Raw genomic sequence first — 16,883 nt, forward strand, 5'->3', positions numbered from 1 at the left:
CGATCAGAGGATTGCGACCATCCTTGTTCAGGGCGGATTCCAGACTGTTGTGATGCGGGACCACGCTTCTCCCATCCCTCCAGCCCGCCGCCGCCGCCTGCGGAGCTTGAACTCCGGCCAGGAGCCCTGGCAGCTGCAGGATCCCGCCGGAGCCGGCCAGCTCGTTGATCTGGCGAGCAACGACTACCTCGGGCTCTGCCGTCACCCCGATGTGCTCGCAGCGGCAACGGAGGCCGTGGCCTCCGATGGCGTCGGTGCCGGTGGATCTCGCCTGATCACCGGAACCCGACCACGCCATCTGGAACTGGAGGCAGATCTTGCCACCTGGTTGAACCGAGACCGGGTGCTGCTGTTCCCCAGCGGATTTCAAGCCAACATCGCCGCCCTAACGGCCCTGAGTGACAGGCACACCACCGTGTTGGTGGACCGGCTGATCCACCACTCGCTGCTGGCCGGAGTCCGCACCAGTGGAGCGCGGCTGCAACGCTTTGCCCACAACGATCTTAAGGATCTCGGCCAGCGGCTGCAGCGGCTCAACCCGGCAACAACACCGCCACTGGTGGTGACCGAAAGCCTCTTCAGCATGGAAGGCACCAGCCCCGATCTGCAGCGCATCGCCGACCTGTGCGCCCACCACGGTGCACAACTGCTGGTGGACGAAGCCCACGGCCTGGGAGTGCTGGGGCCAGGAGGCCGCGGGCTTTGCCATGGACTCCAACAGCCTGTGGCCTTGGTGTGCGGCACCTTCGGTAAGGCCTTCGGCAGCGGAGGTGCATTTCTGGCTGGGGATCACAGCACGATGGAACGGCTGCTTCAAACCAGTGGGGCTTTCCGCTACACCACGGCCCTGGCACCATCGCTGGTGGCTGGAGCCCAGGCTGCCCTGCGCTTGATCCAAACCAACCCCAATTGGGGAAGCAAGCTGAGCCAGCGCTCGGAACGCTGGAGAACAGCTCTGGCGCACCAGGGCTGGGCAAAACCAGCAGGGCACGGTCCTGTGCTGCCCTTGCTGGTCGGTGGCGACCAGGACGCGCTCGACCTCCAGCAACAGCTGGAGCAGGCGGGTCTGCTGTCGGTGGCGATCCGGCCGCCCACCGTCCCGGAGGGAACCGCCCGTTTGCGCCTGGTGCTGCGGCGGGACCTGCCGGAGGGCACATTGGAGCAACTGCTCGCAGCCCTCGGCTCTCGATGATGCAGGTCCTGGCAATGCATGGTTGGGCTGGCCAGGCCGGCACCTGGTCCCACTGGCGTCAACGCTTTGAAGATGGGGGAGCGAGATGGTCAAGCGCAGACCGGGGCTACGGCGGCGGTGAGGCCGTTGCTCCGGCATGGCCCCACGGCGCAGGATGCAACCTGTTGATCGTCCACTCCCTGGGGCTGCATCTGCTGCCGGCAACTGTTCTGGCGCAAGCCGATGCGGTGGTGCTGCTGGGCAGCTTCAGCGCCTTCGTGCCACACGGGCGTGCAGGGCGCGCTGTGGCGGTAGCTCTGCAGGGGATGCAGGCGGCCCTGGACACCGACCAGGAACTGACGATGCTTGAACGCTTCCTCGACAAAGCCGCCTCACCCCATGCCCGCAGTGCCCTGCCCCCAGCACCCCTATTGCAAGGTTTGACGAGCCTGGGGCGCCAGCGGCTGCAGCAGGATCTGGAGCTTCTGGCGCACTGCCAGGCCCTGCCGGTGGGATGGCCTGAAGCAGTACCTGTGCTGGTGGTGCAGGGCGAACGGGACGCTGTGGTGCACGCCGCATCGGCGCTGCAGCTGATCGATGACCTCAGACAGCAGCCGCTGACCCTCCATCGGGATCTGAATTGGGGCCACGCACTGATCACACCAACGGTGCTCTCGGTGGTGCAGCAATGGCTGGGGGCCCTGTGATTCGCCCCGACCAGGTGCTGGAGCGCTTCAGTCGCGCAGCGCCGACCTACGCGGGCGACGCGCAGCTGCAACGGGCCATGGCCTGGCGCTTAGCCCAACTCAGCCGCCACTGCTCCATCCGGCGCGGCCTTTGGGCAGACCTCGGCAGCGGCACCGGTCATCTGGCCGCAGCCCTGGAAGCCGCTCACCCGGGGCAGCGAGTGATCCGCCTTGATGGAAGTGCCGCCATGTTGAACAGCCACCCCCGCGGAACACGCACCCTGCGGCATGACCTGAGCCGCGGGCTACCGGACTGGAGTGAGCCACCGCAACTGCTGGCCTCCAGCTTTGTTTTGCATTGGTTGCCAGATCCAGTGCAACAGCTTCGGCGTTGGGTGGATGCGCTGCCGAAGGGAGGCTGGCTGGCCCTGGCGGTGCCGGTGGACGGAAGTTTTCCGCAATGGCAGCACGCCGCCCGCGCAGCAGATCAGGCCTGCACGGCCTTGACCATGCCGGCGCGAGAGCAACTAATAGCGGCCTTGCCCGATGGCGTGGTGCAACGAGACGAGTGCCTGAGCTTCACCCAACACGCCGCCAATCCACTGCGGCTGCTGCGACCGATGAGCAGCATTGGCGCCTCCGTCACCAACAGTGGCCGGCTCTCCCCAGGCCAGTGGAAGGCCGTCTTCCGGGCTTGGCCCCAAGCCAACGCATCACCCGGGTTCGCCCTGACCTGGAGGATGTGGGTTCTCATGGTGAAGCGATGAACGGCAGCGTCAGTCGCCTGGTGGTGTGTGGAACCGACACGGACGTCGGCAAAACCGTAGTGAGTGCGTGGCTCGTGCAGGGGCTTCAGGCCAGCTATTGGAAACCGGTTCAGAGCGGACTGGAGGGCGGCGGAGACCGCGAACGGGTGCGGGAGCTGTTGAACCTCCCGCCGGAACGAATGCTGCCCGAGGCCTATGCCTTCCGAGAACCGGTCTCCCCCCACTGGGCCGCCGAACTGGACGGCACGCCGCTCGACCCATCACAACTCACCATTCCCGATCATCAGGGATCGCTGGTGGTGGAGACAGCTGGAGGGTTGATGGTGCCCCTCACCCGCAACTGGCTCCAGATCGATCAACTCGTGAAGTGGCAGTTGCCAATTGTTCTGGTGGCTCGCAGTGGGCTGGGCACCCTCAACCACACCCTGCTCAGCCTGGAAGCGATAAGACGGCGGAATCTCACGGTGTTGGGGCTGATCCTCAACGGCCCCCTCCATGCCGACAACCCGGGGACCCTCGAACAGTTCGGTGACGTCCCCGTTCTGGCGCAGCTTCCCCCCCAGGCCTCGCTATCAGCAACGGTTCTGGAGCGGCTTTGGCGCGAGAAGGATCTCACCACTACATTCCGACGAGTGTTGAAGCGATCGTCCCCGTGAATTCACGTCAAACCCTGGCGAGCCTGGCTGTTTCAGCACTCTGCGTTGGAATTCTGGTGCTGTTCACCGATATCGAGGTGCAGCTGGTGCGCTGGGTGAACTGCAGCGCCATTGCCACAGAGGCGGAAAGGAACAGTGACGTCTGCCGCTGAAGACTCAGCCCAGGGCCTTTGAACCGGTGGGGCAGGTGCCCAGTCGCATCGCTGCATGGCGAACGGCGATCTGCAGCGGCCATCCATGACTGAGTTCAGCCTGGATCAACTCCAGCTGGGACGATGACCAACCCCGCAGTTCGAGATCACTGCGAATCGACTGCCAGTCGCCCTCCGGGAGAACGAGACGTCGCTTGGCCGAAGGCTCAGGCTGCCTGGCGGGAACAAAACGCTTGGATTGACGACGGGTGCGTGGGGCAGCCATCCGGGGCATCTCCAACAGCCTCAGATCCAATATGGCAAAACCTGCCGCTGCTGCCATGGAGTCGATCCGCCATCCGAATCTGTGGCCCCCCTTCACCCAGATGTCCAGCGCAGCCAACTCCCAACGGGTGATGTCCGGAGACGGGGCTCTGCTGATTCGTGAAAAGGGGGAACCGCTGATCGATGCCATCAGCAGCTGGTGGGTCACCCTTCACGGCCATGCCCATCCGGTGTTGGCCAAGGCCATTGCCGATCAGGCCGCCCGCCTCGAGCAGGTGATTTTTGCCGACTTCACCCATGAGCCTGCGGAACAGCTGGCCGTACGCCTGAGCGGACTCTGCGGGCTGCAACGGCTGTTCTTCTCCGATAACGGTTCCACTGCGGTGGAAGTGGCGCTCAAGATCGCCTGCCAGTGGTGGGCCAACCGGGGCCAAACGCGCTATCAGATTGTCGCCTTCGACGGGGCATACCACGGCGACACCTTCGGGGCGATGGCCGTTGGCGAACGCAACCTGTTCAGCGCGCCATTTGAAGACAAGCTCTTTCCCGTTGCCCGGGTTCCCTGGCCGGCTACCTGGTGGGATGACGATGCCGTGGAGGCCAAGGAATCGGCAGCACTGGAGGTGCTCGAGCGGGTGCTGGAGACACCGACTGCGGCGGTGATCCTCGAGCCCCTGCTGCAGGGGGCCGGCGGCATGGCCATGGTGCGGCCCGAGTTTCTGCAACAGGTGGAAACACGCACCCGTCAGGCTGGAGCACTGCTAATTGCCGATGAAGTGCTGACCGGCTTCGGACGCTGCGGCGACTGGTTCGCCAGCCGGCGGGCGGGCATCCGGCCGGATCTGATGGCGCTGTCCAAAGGCTTGACGGGTGGATGTCTGCCAATGGGCGTGACCATGGCCAGCGAAGCGGTGTTCGAAGCCTTCGTCGGTGACGACCCTTGTCTGACCCTCTGGCACGGCCACAGCTTCACGGCCAATCCGCTGGGCTGCGCCGCGGCCAACGCCAGCCTCGATCTGATGGAGCGCAACCCCGCAGCCTTTCAACAGTTCGAACAACGGCATCGTCCGCACCTCGAACGGTTGGCACGCCATCCGAGGGTGCAACACCCCCGGCTGACGGGGACGGTTGCCGGCTTCGACCTCGTTGTGGAGGGAACCTCCGGCTACCTCAACCCCGCGGGGCCGAGATTGAAACGGCTGGCGATGGAGAACGGCGTCTTCCTCCGCCCCCTAGGCCAAGTCGTCTATCTGCTGCCACCCCTCTGCATCAGCGATGCCCAGCTGGAACGGTGCTACTCGGTGCTGGAAATGGCCCTCGACCAGCTCTGAACGTTATGGCCTCAGGGACCCGCCTGAATAGCCGCCTCGACATCGGCCCTGGAGAGGCCATAGGGCAGCGAACACTGCAGCATCGCTTCCAAAGAACCTGGGTGCCAGACCACTTTGAGGTCCTCCCGTTCTAGCAGCAACAGCGCCCTCCACTCAGAACGCTCCAGCATCCATTGGCAGGGGTTGTCGTCCATGCGGACGGCACCCAGCTGCTGAAGCCAGGCCTCAAGCGCCGGAAGAGAGTGCTGATTCAGCGGGGTGCTCTCCGGGGGCAGGGCGGCCATCAGGTTGCGAACGCAAGGATGTCTTCGAAGTCTGCTCATCCGCCAGCCAACTCGGCGACACCTGCCAGTCGCGGCCTTGGGCAAGAGCCACGCCCAACCCCAGCACCAGGCTGAGCAACAGCGCGATGCTCAACAGCACCAGCGAGAACCACTCGCCGCCAGAGAGTGGCCTTCGTTGACCGATGCCCTGCCAGGCATCCGGGCGGGGCTGACTCTGCAGGGGCAGGGGCGATGACGGCGCCTGTGCACCAAGACCGAGGGTTGCTTGGCTCTGACGCAGCAGAACGTCGTAGGACTCCTTGAGCTCCTGAAAAGCAATGCTGGCCTGCTCGGGCGGCAGTTGCGTGGTGTCGGGATGGAGGGCCTTGGACTGGCGTCGAAAGGCCTGGCGCAAGGTTTCAGCGTCAACCCCGGGGCGCACGCCAAGCCGTTCGTGATGGCTGGGGTGGGCTTTGGACACAGGGGACAGCCGGTCCTTCATCCTAAGAAGAGTTGTTGGTGCAGCCATGGCCGCCACCGCGCCTGAACCGGCGTTCTGGGACGCCCTGGGATGGCAGCCATCGCAAGGGCAGCGCGACCAGCTGGTGGAGCTTCAAGGCCTTCTGCAGAGCTGGAATGAACGGGTCAACCTCACGCGCCTGGTGAACGGCGATGATTTCTGGATTGGTCAGGTCTTCGACAGCCTCTGGCCACTGGCGGGGGAACTCCAATCAGCGAACGAGCCACAGCACTGGATTGATGTGGGGACCGGGGGCGGCTTCCCCGGTCTCGCCGTCGCCATTGCCCTGCCCCAGTCACAGGTGACCCTGCTGGATTCCGTCGGACGCAAGACCGCCGCCGTGGAAGCCATGGCCAACAGCCTGGGGCTTGCCGATCGGGTGCGGGTCCGCACCGAGCGGATCGAAACCACCGGGCGCGATCGCAACTTCCGCGGCAGCTTCGATCGAGCCGTGGCCAGGGCTGTGGCGGCAGCTCCTGTAGTGGCCGAATACCTCGTGCCCTTGCTGAAAACCGACGGCCAGGCCCTGCTGTATCGGGGACAGTGGAATGACGCCGATGCCGTGCCGTTCAACAGAGCCCTGCACCTGCTGCAGGGCCGTCTGATGGAGGTGCAGCACCGGCAACTGCCCGGTGATCGCGGCACGCGTCATCTTCTGCGGGTGCAGCCGAACGGCCCCTGCCCCCGCAGCTACCCAAGGGCCGTGGGAACGCCCAGCCGAGATCCCCTCGGGGAATAAAACGAACACTCAGACGCTCGACAAGCGCATCTGGGATTCGCCCTTGAGCCGGTGCTTGAGGCTGCGCAGGATCTCGGGGATGCGCTGACGCCATGGGCTCCCCTGCAGGACGCTCCGCAGCTCTTCAGCACTGACCTCCCCATCAAAGCCATCGGCGTTGGCGCCGGCGAACCAGTGCCCGCCGGAGCCCAACAACCCATATCGGGCTTTGGCATAACTCTCGAGGTCCCAGGCCTCCAGAAGGTTGTACAACCAAAGCAACACCGGCAGGTTGATCCCCCCAGGCGTCGCATGCCAAGGCGGCAGCCCGACGGACCAGGTGGCCATCCAGTCACGACCCAGTGCTTCATCGGCCGCTTGCCGAAGCCGCTGATCCACCGGCGCAATCAAGGACGCTGCATCAGACAGCAGATGCAACGCCTCCAGGTGAAGCTCGAGATCCTCCGGCCGGGCCGCTCCCACGCTGATGGTGTGCACCCGCGGATCCTGGAGACAAAACAGGTCGTTAAAGACGATGGGATGCAACGGTGCACAAAGCTCCAACAGCCGTTGGGATGGCGTGTGCAGATGGCCGCCTTTGTCAGTGGGGCTAATGATGAACATCCCCATGTCTTGACGGCGGGCCGCATCCAGGGCGGGACTGTTGTCCTGGCGGATGTAATACCAGTGCAGATTGACGTAATCGAAGGCACCGGAATCGCAGGCCTCTGCGATCAAGGCTGTGGGGCCATGGGTGGAGAAGCCCACATGACCAATGCGACCCTCCGCCTGCCAGCGGCGCACCACCTCCATGCACCCCCCGGGCTGAAGGGTCTGCTCGAGATGCTCCGGCAGGTTGATGCCATGGATAGCCAATAAATCCAGGCGATCACATCCCAGCCGCTCAAAACTGAGCTCCAGTTCCGCTTCGAAGGCGTCGGGATCGGGCCGGGGAGGCACCTTGCTCTGCAGCAGACGGGAGGGATCGGGTATACGCGGCAGGGCCCAACCCAGCTGACGCTCAGAGCTGCCGTAGTGCCGCGCTGTTTCCACATGATGAAAACCCAAATCCACAGAGCGCTTCAGGGTCGCCTCGAGCTGAGTCTGCGACGCAGACGTGATTTCATCGGCAGGGAGGTCAGTCCAACTCTGCTGAAAGCGCATCCCCCCCAGAGACAACAAGGGGATCTCAAGCTCCGTTCGGCCGAATCGGCGGGTGGGCAGCGCCATCAACCCTGGGGACGAGGCTGCAGATTCTGGCGAATCAGGTTTTGCCGCAACGTTTCCAACGACTCAAAGGGAACCCAGTGGATACAATCCACGGGACAGGTATCGATGGCCTCCTGAATGCATTCAGTGGAGTCGCCGTCCTGTCGGATAGCTCTGGAACGTCCCAGATTTGGCTCCACAACGAAGGTATTAGCGGCCACGTGTGCGCAGTAGCGACAGCCAATGCAGATGGCTTCGTCGACCCAGACAGCCTGGTCGCGCATGTCACCTCCGAGCAGAGGCTCCCTACCTGTGGATTGCTCCGGCGGCCGGGCTGGAGCAGAAAAAGCGTGTGAAGAAGGATCAGGCAGGATTCAGGCGTCCCAGCGGGTCACCACGAGTTCAATCGAACCATCTTGGGTTTGGATCTGTTCGGCAACCTGAAAACCTTCCTTAGTAGTGGCAGCCAGAACCGTGTTCAAGGCGTAGCACTGGGCAAGCTTGGAGAGGAAGCGTTCCACAGGAATCTGTTGCTTCCACAGATCAAGATCGGTGACCAACTCGTAGGACTCCGATGCGCTGTTCCAGCGGAAGCCGATATCACCACCGTCCTGCACTGCAATGGCCAGATCAGCCGAAACGGTCTGACCGCGGTAACCACGCACAGGGCGTTCACCCTGATCAGGGGCGTAACCCATGTCTTCCAAAGCTTTCACCAGAGGCTCCAGCTGACGCAGTTCGGTTTTGACGGTGCTGAAATGCGACATCAGTTCAGATGAGCTGGGAGAGACTGGGACTGGACCTCAGGCTGCAGAAACGCTTCGGATGTGGACTCCTGACGTTCAACTGTTCCAAGAGCAGCTTCAACTTCTTCAGTGAGCTGCTGGCACGCCTCGCCTGCAACACCCTCGACCCGTTCTTCCACACGACCATCAGGCCGAATGGTGAAACGAATGGTCTTTTGGGGCATTGAAGAAGCGCGATTTGCGTTGCAATCTAGTGGTGGTCTCCCCCGAGTGTTGCCTTCCTCGTTACACAGCCCAGTTACAGGATGAAACCGTCGTTGATCAAGGCCTGTAGACGTTCTAGGACCAGCGGGTCCTCAAGCTGCTCTAGGGCGGTTCTGGCTTCATCGCGCACAGAAATCTCTCCGTCATGGAGCAGGGCACTCACCAAAGACTCAACGATCTCAGCTTGTCGCGGCTGCACCAACTGATCCATCAAACGGCCCAAAGCCCAGATGCAGTTGCTGCGCACCACCGCTTCACTGTCGATGCGCAGACTCACCAGCAATTGACCCGCCGCGGGGTCGGCCTTGACCGGTGAACGGCTGCCGGCCTCCGCCAGTGAGCCTGGACACCAAAGGCGCACCGCCGCGACATCCGTCTGCAATGCCCGGATCAGCGGATTCAGCACCGGAGCATCTGGGAAATTGCCCAGGCTCCAGGCCGCAGCCTTACGGACGTAGGCATTGGCATCGAGCTGCAGCAGCTGCAACAGCGGCTCAACAGCCGGAGGAGATGGGTTGCGACCCAAGGCATAGACGGCACTCATCCGCTCCACCGGACAGAAGTTCTGGAGCAAGGGCAGCAGCAGGGCGATTGCACGTGGATCGCGGTGTTCACAGAACACCTGCAGGCCTTGGAGCCGTTCTCCATGGTTGCCACGCAACCAGACAAGACCCTGGTCACAAGACCGGGCAATTTGCAGAGAGGAATCCTGCTCGGCGTCGTCGAGCTGGATCGCATCAAGCGGATCAACATCGTCTTCGGCCGCTAGCTCACGCGCCAGCAGATCAGGATCCACGGAAAGGTTGGAAAGCCCCTGGTCCTTCTGTTGGCTGCGATCGTCAGTCATGCGTGGATGCTACGGGAGCCATTCCAGGGCTCAACCCATGGGAGCTGGAGCCAGCATGTCACCGGGAAGCCAGATGCGGGCACTCACGGCCACCAACGCCAGGGCAAACAGGAGAACAATCAGAGCCGGCAGAAGTGTGGAACGAAAAAACGACACCGGAACACGCCAATCAAGGCGCCATTCTGCTCAAGACGGCACTGCATCGACACGCCGCCTCAGCTGCCAGATCGAGAGGATCAGCACCGACAGACCGATCCAACCAGTCCACTGTTGATGCAACAGGAATCCTCCGGTGCCGAGCAGACCGCCGAACAGCACACCGCAGGCCAGCACAAAGCGCCGCAGCATGGCGGGCAGAGACTCCATCGGCATGACACCGAAGCGCTGGCGCAGGTGTGACCAACCGGGGCCCGGAGGACGCACCGTCCGCACAAACCGCTCCAAGACAGCGTCGGATTCCGGAGGTGTGCTCAGCATCACCGCCAACCAGACCAGAGCTGAGAGGCCGGTGATCACCGCAATACGAACCCCATAATCCTCGATCCGAACCAGGGGCACCACCGAGGTGAACACCCCAACGAAAAACCCGCAGAGCATCGCCGACAGCTCCGCTGCGGCGTTAACGCGCCACCAGAACCAGCGCAGCACCAGAACCACACCTGGGCCGGACCCGATGGCGATCACCAGCCGAAACACCGTGCCGATGCTGTCGCTAATCAAAGCGGTGATCACCCCAAGAACAAGCAGCAGAACCGTGGTGAGTTGTCCCACCAACAACAGCTCGCGCGGACCGGCGGAGGGTCGAACAAAGCGCTGATAGAGGTCGTGAGTGAGGTAGCTGGCTCCCCAGTTCACCGAGGTGCTCACGGTGCTCATGAACGCCGCCACCAGGGAAATCACCACCAGGCCAAGCGCCACGGGGGGCAGCAGTTGCACGGCCAGGGTGGGATAGCCGAGCTCCAGATCAGCGCCAGCTGGCAACAGCACCAGGGCCGCCAAGGCGACCACGATCCAGAGCCAGCTGCGCAGGAGGTAATTCACCACCAGAAACACCCAACCCGCCAGCCTGGCCTGATGCTCATCACGGGTTGCCAGCATCCGCTGGATGAACTCGCCGCCACCATCGCTACGACGGAAACTCCACCACTGCACAGCGATGTAGGCCGTGAACATCGGGATGCTGATGCCACTGCCCTGCAACCAGCGGAAGCCCGAGTCATCCCAGGTCCAGGGCACCAGAGACAGCAGCTCTGGACGCTGCAGCGCCTGCAGTTGCTCCAACAGCGCCGTCATCCCTCCTGCGGCATGGAGCGCAGCCGCGGCCACGGCCACGGCACCTGCCAACGCCAAGACGAGCTGGACCAGATCGGTCACCACAACAGCCCAGAGCCCACCGGCCACGGTGTAACTCATCACGAGCAGGGCCACGACCATCAACAACCAGACCGTGTCCGTCAGTCCCAGTGCAGCGGGTTGACCCGACACCAGACCCAGGGCTTCCACCACCTTGCGGAGGGCGAGGAAGGCATACCCGATGCCGATGCAGTTCACCGGCACGGCCAACAGGAAAGCCTTGATACCGCGCAACCAAGCCGCCGCCGCTCCGCCATAGCGCAACTCGGTAAAGGCGGCGTCGGTGAGCACACCGCTGCGGCGCCAGAGGGGTGCGAAGACAACCGCCATCGCCACATGGGCCAAACCAAAACTCCACCACTCCCAGTTGCCCGCCAGGCCGCGGGCACCCACCAGGCCGGCGACGTAGAGCGGCGTGTCGATAGAGAAGGTGGTCGCCGCCATCGAGGCGCCGGCCAACCAACCGTTCAGACGACGGCCAGCCACGAAATAATCCGCTTCGCCGCTGTTGCGGCGGGCCAGCCACAACCCCAACACCAGGGTTAGAACGAGGTAAGAAGCGAGAAGCAGCCAATCGATTGCTGTCATTCGCAGACCTTTAGTTCCCCGATGAATTGGGAGCCATCTGCTGACGCCGGAGCTGACCGCAAGCCGCATTTTGATCCAGCCCCCGGCTTGCCCTCAGACTCACGGCGACACCGCGTCGCTCCAGAACACGACGAAACGCCTCAATCCGCTGCGGCGTCGGTCGCTTGAACTCCTCCTCCTCAATCGGGTTGTAGGCGATCAGGTTCACGTGACTCTGGAAACCGCCAACTCGATCCGCCAGCTCTGCGGCGTGCTCTGGCTGATCATTGAGTTCACCCAGAAGGATGTACTCAAAACTCACCCGCCGACCGGTCACGTCCAGATAGTGACGGCAATCCTCAAGCAGGGCGTCATAGGGGTAGGCATGGGCTGTGGGAATCAGCTCCTCGCGCAGCCGCTGGTTGGGGGCATGGAGACTCACCGCCAGGGTGAACTGGGCGCGGCCTAACCGCTGCATGGCCAGCTCTGCCAGTTGCGGCAGGGTTTTCGGAACACCCACCGTGCTGACGGTAATGCGCCTTTGGCCGATACCAAGGTCATCATTAAGGCAGCGAATCGCCTCCAGGACAGCGCTGCTGTTAAGCAGGGGCTCGCCCATACCCATGAACACGATGTGGGAGGGACGACGGTCCATCGCCTCACGCACACTCAGCACCTGATCCACGATTTCATGGGTCTGGAGTGAACGCTGCAGGCCCCCTTTGCCTGTGGCGCAAAAACGGCAGGCCATGGGACAACCCACCTGGCTGGACACACAGACGGTGAGCCGTTGGTCGGTGGGGATACCCACGGTTTCAATGGTTTCGCCGTCCTCTGTGGAGAGCAGCAATTTGGTTGTGGCATCCGTGGCCACCGAACGATGCACTTCCTTCAGTCGGCCAACATCAATGCCGTCCTCCAACAAGGAGGCACGCCAGGTCTTGGGGAAAACCGTGATTTCGGCCAAGGATCGAGCCCCCTTGGCATAAATCCAGTCATGGAGCTGACGGCCGCGAAACGGCTTTTGCCCCTGGGCGACGGCCCAGTCCTGCAGCTCGGCCGCGCTGCGACCCAGCAGAGCCTGGGTCACCAGATCAGCAGACCATGGCCCAGCTTGATCTCCACCGCCATCAAGGCAATGAAGCCAAGCATGGCCAAACGTCCATTCAGCCGCTCTGTATGGGTGTGGAACCCATATTTGGGCAGGCGTCTCTTGGGAATCTCAGTGGGCTCAAGCATGGAAGGGGCTGCAATGGTGAACGTTTGAGCGGAACTCATTCGTCAGAGAGCAGGCCCTCTTCCTGAAGACCCTCAACGGCTTCAGCATCGACCACCTGCTCTTCCTTCAGCTCATTGTCGGCGTCCGGACGGGTAAACGCGGCGAAATTGCTCGCCGAGGGGTCGATGTTGTGGCGGGTGCGGGTGGCCTCGAGGTCGGCGTCACTGGGGTCATCCAGCACCGCACTGGCGCTAGCCGCAGGGGGCATGTCGACGGTGTAGTCGGGACGCAGGTTCTGCATGCGGCGGTAGCCGGCCGGATCCTCTGAAAGGATGTCGGGGTGGGGGCCAGCCTCCTTCTGTAGCTCCTCTTCAAAGCCACTGAAGCCAGTACCTGCAGGAATCAGGCGACCGATGATCACGTTCTCCTTGAGACCGCGCAGCCAGTCGCTCTTGCCCTCGATTGCGGCTTCGGTGAGCACCCGGGTTGTCTCCTGGAAGGAGGCGGCGGAGATGAAGCTGTCGGTGTTGAGCGACGCCTTGGTGATACCCAGCAGAACCGGGGTGAACTCGGCGGGAGCACCACCGGTGATCGCCATGGCCTGGTTGGTGTCTTCCACCTGACGCAGTTCGATCAGCTCACCCGGCAACAAGGTGGTGTCACCGGCATCCTCGATCCGCACCTTGCTGGTCATCTGACGGACGATCACTTCGATGTGCTTGTCGTCAATCGAGACGCCCTGGGACTTGTAGACGTTTTGAACCTCAGTCACCAGACGGTGCTGCAGGTTGGCGATCGCCTCTTGAGCGGCATCCATCAGAGGCTTGCGGCTGCGCAGATCCTCGAAATAGCACTCGAGCAACTCGTGGGGATTGATCGGGCCATCGGTCAGCAATTCACCGGCAGTGACCTGCTGGCCATCGCTCACCATGATGTTGCGGCCGAGCAGGATCGGGTATTCACCGATGGCGTCATCGGATTCGATCACGTTGACGGCGAGGGAGTCGTCGTCTTCACCCTGCTTGATCTCAACGGTGCCGGGCTTCTTGCAGAGAATTGCGGATTCACGGGGGCGCCGGGCCTCCAGCAATTCCTCAATTCGTGGCAGACCCTGAACGATGTCACCGGTCTTTTGGCGTTCGAACACCAGCAGGGCTAGGCCGTCACCTCGCTGCACCAGATCTCCATCCCGCACGTGCAGGACTGAATCGGGAGACACCATGTAGGGACGTCCCAGGCGCAGGGTGACGCTGTTGCCGCTAACAGCCTCGATCTCACCACAGCAGCTGGCGGTCTCGCCCTCAGCAAGGGCATCGCCATCGACAATCCGCTGACCGACGCTCACCACAGGCTTGCCAGTGGTGCTCAGGGTAGTGGTGTCTTCGGGGCGTTCCACGATCATCCGACGCACCGGGTCAGCTTCGGTGGCTTCCGGCAACTGCGCCAGACCTGCCTGCTTGCAGAGGATCTGCGTGGTAGCGACGACATCGCCAGCCTTCACTGATACGCCATCTTCGACCTGCAGCTCGGTATGGGTTGAGCCGTGGCTGGAGTCGGACATGGTGTCACGACGCACCAGGATCGACTCGAGGATCACAAGACGCAGACGGGAAATGGTCTTGGCCCGCTTGTCGGGGGCCTTCTCCACATCCACCGTCATCTGCGGGGTGGTGTCGAAGGTCTCGAGCAGCAGCTGGGTCTTAAGCAGCTCCACACCTTCAACGGACTTGATCAGTTCGTTGTCCTTGAACGCCAGACGCTGAGTGGCCTTGATGCCGAGGTGAGGGCCATTGGCCTGCTTCACGTGGGACAGCTCAGGCAGCTGGGCCTCGTTGGGAATGGTGTACTCCTCAACGGGACGCAGCAGGATCCCCTTGCCTTCAGGGGTCTCCACCGTCTGCACGTACTTCATCGTGTCGACAGACAATCCCTTGGCGACGTCCTCACCGGGATTGACCATCTGTCCATCCCCCTCGAAGCGCTCCAACGCCTTGGCATCGGTGCAGAGATGGAACTCACCACTGCGGACGATGATTTCGCGCAGAATGTCGTTCTTCTGGGTGACGGTGACGATACCCGCGTTCTGGCTGAAGATGTCTTTAACCACCTCGGTGCCAGCCTCGATCCACTGACCATCGGTGATCATCAACAGGGAAATGTCCTTGTTGATTTCGTGGGTCTCCTGGGGGATCCACAGCAAGGTGCCGCCTTTGTTGACCTCGTAACCGTTCTTGGCGGAACGGGCCTTCTTGATTGCCAAACCAGGGGCAAACTTCACGAGGCCACCTGTACCGGTGCGGAAACGATCATCCGCCAGTTCAGCGATGACCTCACCGGAACCGATCTTGCTGCCGGGAATGGTGTTGAGGCGGTAACGGGTTCCGTCCTTGGCCTCGAGATTCCAGATCTCACCGGAGTGGGTCGACTCCTCCAGGAGTTTGAAGTCCTTGAGGGTCATCGCCGTGGTGACGATCTGCACCTCGCGGGAATCGCCGATGGAGTCGCGCAGGCGGACTTCACCGCCGTACTCACTGCGCTGGCTGGCTTCGGCCAACACCTGACCCTCAGTGACCTGAGTTTCACCGCTGACCACAGGCTGGGCGTTGGGCGGCAGGTTGTACACATCACCCGACAGCACCCACATCCGGCCGAGGCGCTGGGCCTTCAGGGTGATGTTGCCCTGGCGGTCGGTGACCTCACGGGGCTGGATCGCCTCCTCGTAACGCACCTGACCGGCGAGGTCGCAGATCACATCCTTGGTGGCCTTCTCCACACTCTTCTTGACCGCACCAGCAGCGATCTGGGCCACCGTGACGTCGGCATCGATGTCAGCACCGTTGTCGACAAACAGCAGAGAGCCGTTGGTGATCTCGATCTTCTGAGCCTTGCCCTTGCCGGACGGCTTGATCGTGAGGTTGAAATCAACCTCAGCCTGTTGAGCGTTCACACCATGGGGGGTGCGGTAGGGACGCACCCTCGCCTTGCTACCGAATTCTACGGTGCCAGCCACTTTGGAGCGGACGACACCGGTTTCAGCGGTGGACACACCACCGGTGTGGAAGGTCCGCATGGTGAGCTGGGTTCCAGGCTCACCGATCGACTGGGCCGCGATGATGCCGACGGCTTCGCCCAGGTCGACCAGTTCGTTGTGAGCCAGTGCCCAGCCATAGCACTTACGGCAAACGGAACGGTTGGCTTCGCAGGTGAGAGGCGAACGCACACTCACGGCCTTCACGCCAGCGGCCTCAAAGGCCTTGGACAGCGGCGGATCGATTTCGGTGTCGCGCTCGGCCAGCACCTCACCATCGGCATTCACCACTTGGGCGGCGGTCAGGCGACCCACAAGCCGGCTGCCGAATTTGCCGTCCTCGGCGTCCACCACGATGTGACGGGTCGTGCCGCAATCGTCCTCGCGGACGATCACATCCTGGGCAACGTCCACCAGACGACGGGTGAGGTAGCCCGAGTCAGCGGTTCGCAGCGCCGTATCCACCAGACCCTTCCGGGCGCCGTATGAGGAGATGACGTACTCGGTAACCGTCAGACCCTCACGGAAGTTGGTGCGGATCGGAAGGTCAATGATTTCGCCCTGCGGGTTGGCCATCAGGCCGCGCATGCCCACCAGCTGACGCACCTGGGACATGTTGCCCCGGGCGCCGGAGTTGGCCATCATCCACACCGAGTTCAGCGGTGCGTTCTCGTCAAAATTCTTTTTGACGGCATCGACCAAACGCTCGTTGGTCTCGGTCCAGGTGTCGATCACCTTGGTGTGACGCTCCACCTCGGTGATTTCACCCAAGCGATAACGCTCTTCGGTAGCCGTAATCTGCTCCTCGGCCTGGCCGAGCAGATCCTTCTTGGCCTCTGGAACCTTGAGGTCGTCGACGGAGATCGAAACAGCCGCCTGGGTGGCGTACTTGAAGCCGAGATCCTTGAGGTTGTCGGCCATAGACGAAGTCACCGCCGTGCCGTGGTTTTTGTAAGACCAAGCAACGAGCTGTTTGAGGGCCCGCTTGTCAATGATCTGATTGCGGAACGGTGGCGGGGTCTTCGAGAGCGGACGCGATGCGCTCACAGGAACTTCCTTGGCGGCCTTGGAAGCTTTGCTGGATTTGGACTTTCGGGATTTCGAGGACGAGGTCATGGCTGC

Annotated in this window: 20 protein-coding genes; 7 read left to right on the forward strand and 13 right to left on the reverse strand. The window is 62.6% G+C overall.

The annotated features are described in order from the left end of the window. Nucleotides 1–52: 52 nt before the first annotated feature. Genes FZX09_RS07695 through FZX09_RS07715 form a run of 5 tightly spaced genes read left to right on the forward strand, consistent with a single transcriptional unit; the run spans nucleotide 53 to nucleotide 3,432 of the window. Nucleotides 53–1,192: an 8-amino-7-oxononanoate synthase gene (locus FZX09_RS07695; RefSeq protein WP_226401757.1), complete on the forward strand. Its 1,140-nt coding sequence runs from the start codon at nucleotides 53–55 to the stop codon at nucleotides 1,190–1,192. Beyond that, on the forward strand, nucleotides 1,192–1,878 hold the full coding sequence (locus FZX09_RS07700; protein WP_226401759.1) for an alpha/beta hydrolase: 687 nt from the start codon (nucleotides 1,192–1,194) through the stop codon (nucleotides 1,876–1,878). The genes FZX09_RS07695 and FZX09_RS07700 overlap by 1 nt, the downstream gene beginning before the upstream one ends. Next, nucleotides 1,812–2,624: a methyltransferase gene (locus FZX09_RS07705; RefSeq protein WP_226401761.1), complete on the forward strand. Its 813-nt coding sequence runs from the start codon at nucleotides 1,812–1,814 to the stop codon at nucleotides 2,622–2,624. The genes FZX09_RS07700 and FZX09_RS07705 overlap by 67 nt, the downstream gene beginning before the upstream one ends. Beyond that, nucleotides 2,621–3,280, forward strand: coding sequence for a dethiobiotin synthase (gene bioD, locus FZX09_RS07710; RefSeq protein WP_226401763.1), 660 nt, complete (start codon nucleotides 2,621–2,623; stop codon nucleotides 3,278–3,280). Before FZX09_RS07705 ends, bioD begins: the two co-directional genes overlap by 4 nt. Then, a complete protein-coding gene (locus FZX09_RS07715; protein ID WP_226401765.1) occupies nucleotides 3,277–3,432 on the forward strand; it encodes a hypothetical protein in 156 nt (51 codons plus the stop codon). Before bioD ends, FZX09_RS07715 begins: the two co-directional genes overlap by 4 nt. A 4-nt stretch (nucleotides 3,433–3,436) precedes the next feature. Here FZX09_RS07715 and FZX09_RS07720 read toward each other — a convergent pair whose 3' ends face one another. Continuing rightward, nucleotides 3,437–3,697 carry a hypothetical protein gene (locus FZX09_RS07720; protein WP_226401767.1) on the reverse strand — a complete coding sequence of 87 codons (261 nt, stop codon included), beginning with the start codon at nucleotides 3,695–3,697 and terminating at the stop codon, nucleotides 3,437–3,439. Between the two features lie 31 nt (nucleotides 3,698–3,728). Here FZX09_RS07720 and bioA point away from each other — a divergent pair, with 31 nt between their 5' ends. Next, nucleotides 3,729–5,027 (forward strand): adenosylmethionine--8-amino-7-oxononanoate transaminase, encoded by a 1,299-nt coding sequence (bioA, locus tag FZX09_RS07725; RefSeq protein WP_226401768.1) that lies wholly within the window; start codon nucleotides 3,729–3,731, stop codon nucleotides 5,025–5,027. 11 nt (nucleotides 5,028–5,038) lie between these two features. Here the strand turns inward: bioA and FZX09_RS07730 are convergent, their stop codons facing one another. Continuing rightward, nucleotides 5,039–5,311, reverse strand: coding sequence for a DUF3143 domain-containing protein (locus FZX09_RS07730; protein ID WP_226401769.1), 273 nt, complete (start codon nucleotides 5,309–5,311; stop codon nucleotides 5,039–5,041). Beyond that, the gene (locus FZX09_RS07735; protein ID WP_226401770.1) at nucleotides 5,253–5,792 is read right to left on the reverse strand and encodes a J domain-containing protein; all 540 of its coding nucleotides are present in this window, start codon (nucleotides 5,790–5,792) and stop codon (nucleotides 5,253–5,255) included. The genes FZX09_RS07730 and FZX09_RS07735 overlap by 59 nt, the downstream gene beginning before the upstream one ends. 25 nt (nucleotides 5,793–5,817) lie before the next feature. Here FZX09_RS07735 and rsmG point away from each other — a divergent pair, with 25 nt between their 5' ends. Then, nucleotides 5,818–6,549: a 16S rRNA (guanine(527)-N(7))-methyltransferase RsmG gene (rsmG, locus tag FZX09_RS07740; RefSeq protein ID WP_226401771.1), complete on the forward strand. Its 732-nt coding sequence runs from the start codon at nucleotides 5,818–5,820 to the stop codon at nucleotides 6,547–6,549. Nucleotides 6,550–6,558: 9 nt separating this feature from the next. Here rsmG and FZX09_RS07745 read toward each other — a convergent pair whose 3' ends face one another. From FZX09_RS07745 to FZX09_RS07785, 10 genes are all read right to left on the reverse strand, one after another. Further along, nucleotides 6,559–7,758, reverse strand: coding sequence for an aldo/keto reductase (locus FZX09_RS07745; RefSeq protein ID WP_226401772.1), 1,200 nt, complete (start codon nucleotides 7,756–7,758; stop codon nucleotides 6,559–6,561). Continuing rightward, complete coding sequence (locus FZX09_RS07750) at nucleotides 7,758–8,108, reverse strand: ferredoxin (RefSeq protein WP_226401966.1); 351 nt, start codon at nucleotides 8,106–8,108, stop codon at nucleotides 7,758–7,760. Before FZX09_RS07750 ends, FZX09_RS07745 begins: the two co-directional genes overlap by 1 nt. Nucleotides 8,109–8,111: 3 nt before the next feature. Then, complete coding sequence (locus FZX09_RS07755) at nucleotides 8,112–8,504, reverse strand: DUF1257 domain-containing protein (protein WP_226401773.1); 393 nt, start codon at nucleotides 8,502–8,504, stop codon at nucleotides 8,112–8,114. Next, nucleotides 8,504–8,707: a DUF2997 domain-containing protein gene (locus FZX09_RS07760; protein WP_115010030.1), complete on the reverse strand. Its 204-nt coding sequence runs from the start codon at nucleotides 8,705–8,707 to the stop codon at nucleotides 8,504–8,506. The genes FZX09_RS07755 and FZX09_RS07760 overlap by 1 nt, the downstream gene beginning before the upstream one ends. Nucleotides 8,708–8,781: 74 nt before the next feature. Further along, a complete protein-coding gene (locus tag FZX09_RS07765) occupies nucleotides 8,782–9,594 on the reverse strand; it encodes a HEAT repeat domain-containing protein (protein ID WP_226401774.1) in 813 nt (270 codons plus the stop codon). Nucleotides 9,595–9,624: 30 nt separating this feature from the next. Then, the gene (locus tag FZX09_RS11915) at nucleotides 9,625–9,750 is read right to left on the reverse strand and encodes a hypothetical protein (RefSeq protein ID WP_255444647.1); all 126 of its coding nucleotides are present in this window, start codon (nucleotides 9,748–9,750) and stop codon (nucleotides 9,625–9,627) included. Between the two features lie 30 nt (nucleotides 9,751–9,780). Then, nucleotides 9,781–11,535, reverse strand: coding sequence for a sodium:solute symporter family protein (locus FZX09_RS07770; RefSeq protein WP_226401775.1), 1,755 nt, complete (start codon nucleotides 11,533–11,535; stop codon nucleotides 9,781–9,783). Between the two features lie 10 nt (nucleotides 11,536–11,545). Next, nucleotides 11,546–12,604 (reverse strand): 23S rRNA (adenine(2503)-C(2))-methyltransferase RlmN, encoded by a 1,059-nt coding sequence (gene rlmN, locus FZX09_RS07775; RefSeq protein ID WP_226401776.1) that lies wholly within the window; start codon nucleotides 12,602–12,604, stop codon nucleotides 11,546–11,548. Continuing rightward, the gene (locus FZX09_RS07780) at nucleotides 12,601–12,753 is read right to left on the reverse strand and encodes a hypothetical protein (RefSeq protein WP_006850847.1); all 153 of its coding nucleotides are present in this window, start codon (nucleotides 12,751–12,753) and stop codon (nucleotides 12,601–12,603) included. The genes rlmN and FZX09_RS07780 overlap by 4 nt, the downstream gene beginning before the upstream one ends. Before the next feature lie 35 nt (nucleotides 12,754–12,788). After that, nucleotides 12,789–16,877: a DNA-directed RNA polymerase subunit beta' gene (locus FZX09_RS07785; RefSeq protein ID WP_226401777.1), complete on the reverse strand. Its 4,089-nt coding sequence runs from the start codon at nucleotides 16,875–16,877 to the stop codon at nucleotides 12,789–12,791. Between the last annotated feature and the right edge of the window lie 6 nt (nucleotides 16,878–16,883).

Origin of the sequence: Synechococcus sp. MU1643 (genome assembly GCF_020514095.1) — a bacterium.
Classification (GTDB): domain Bacteria; phylum Cyanobacteriota; class Cyanobacteriia; order PCC-6307; family Cyanobiaceae; genus Parasynechococcus.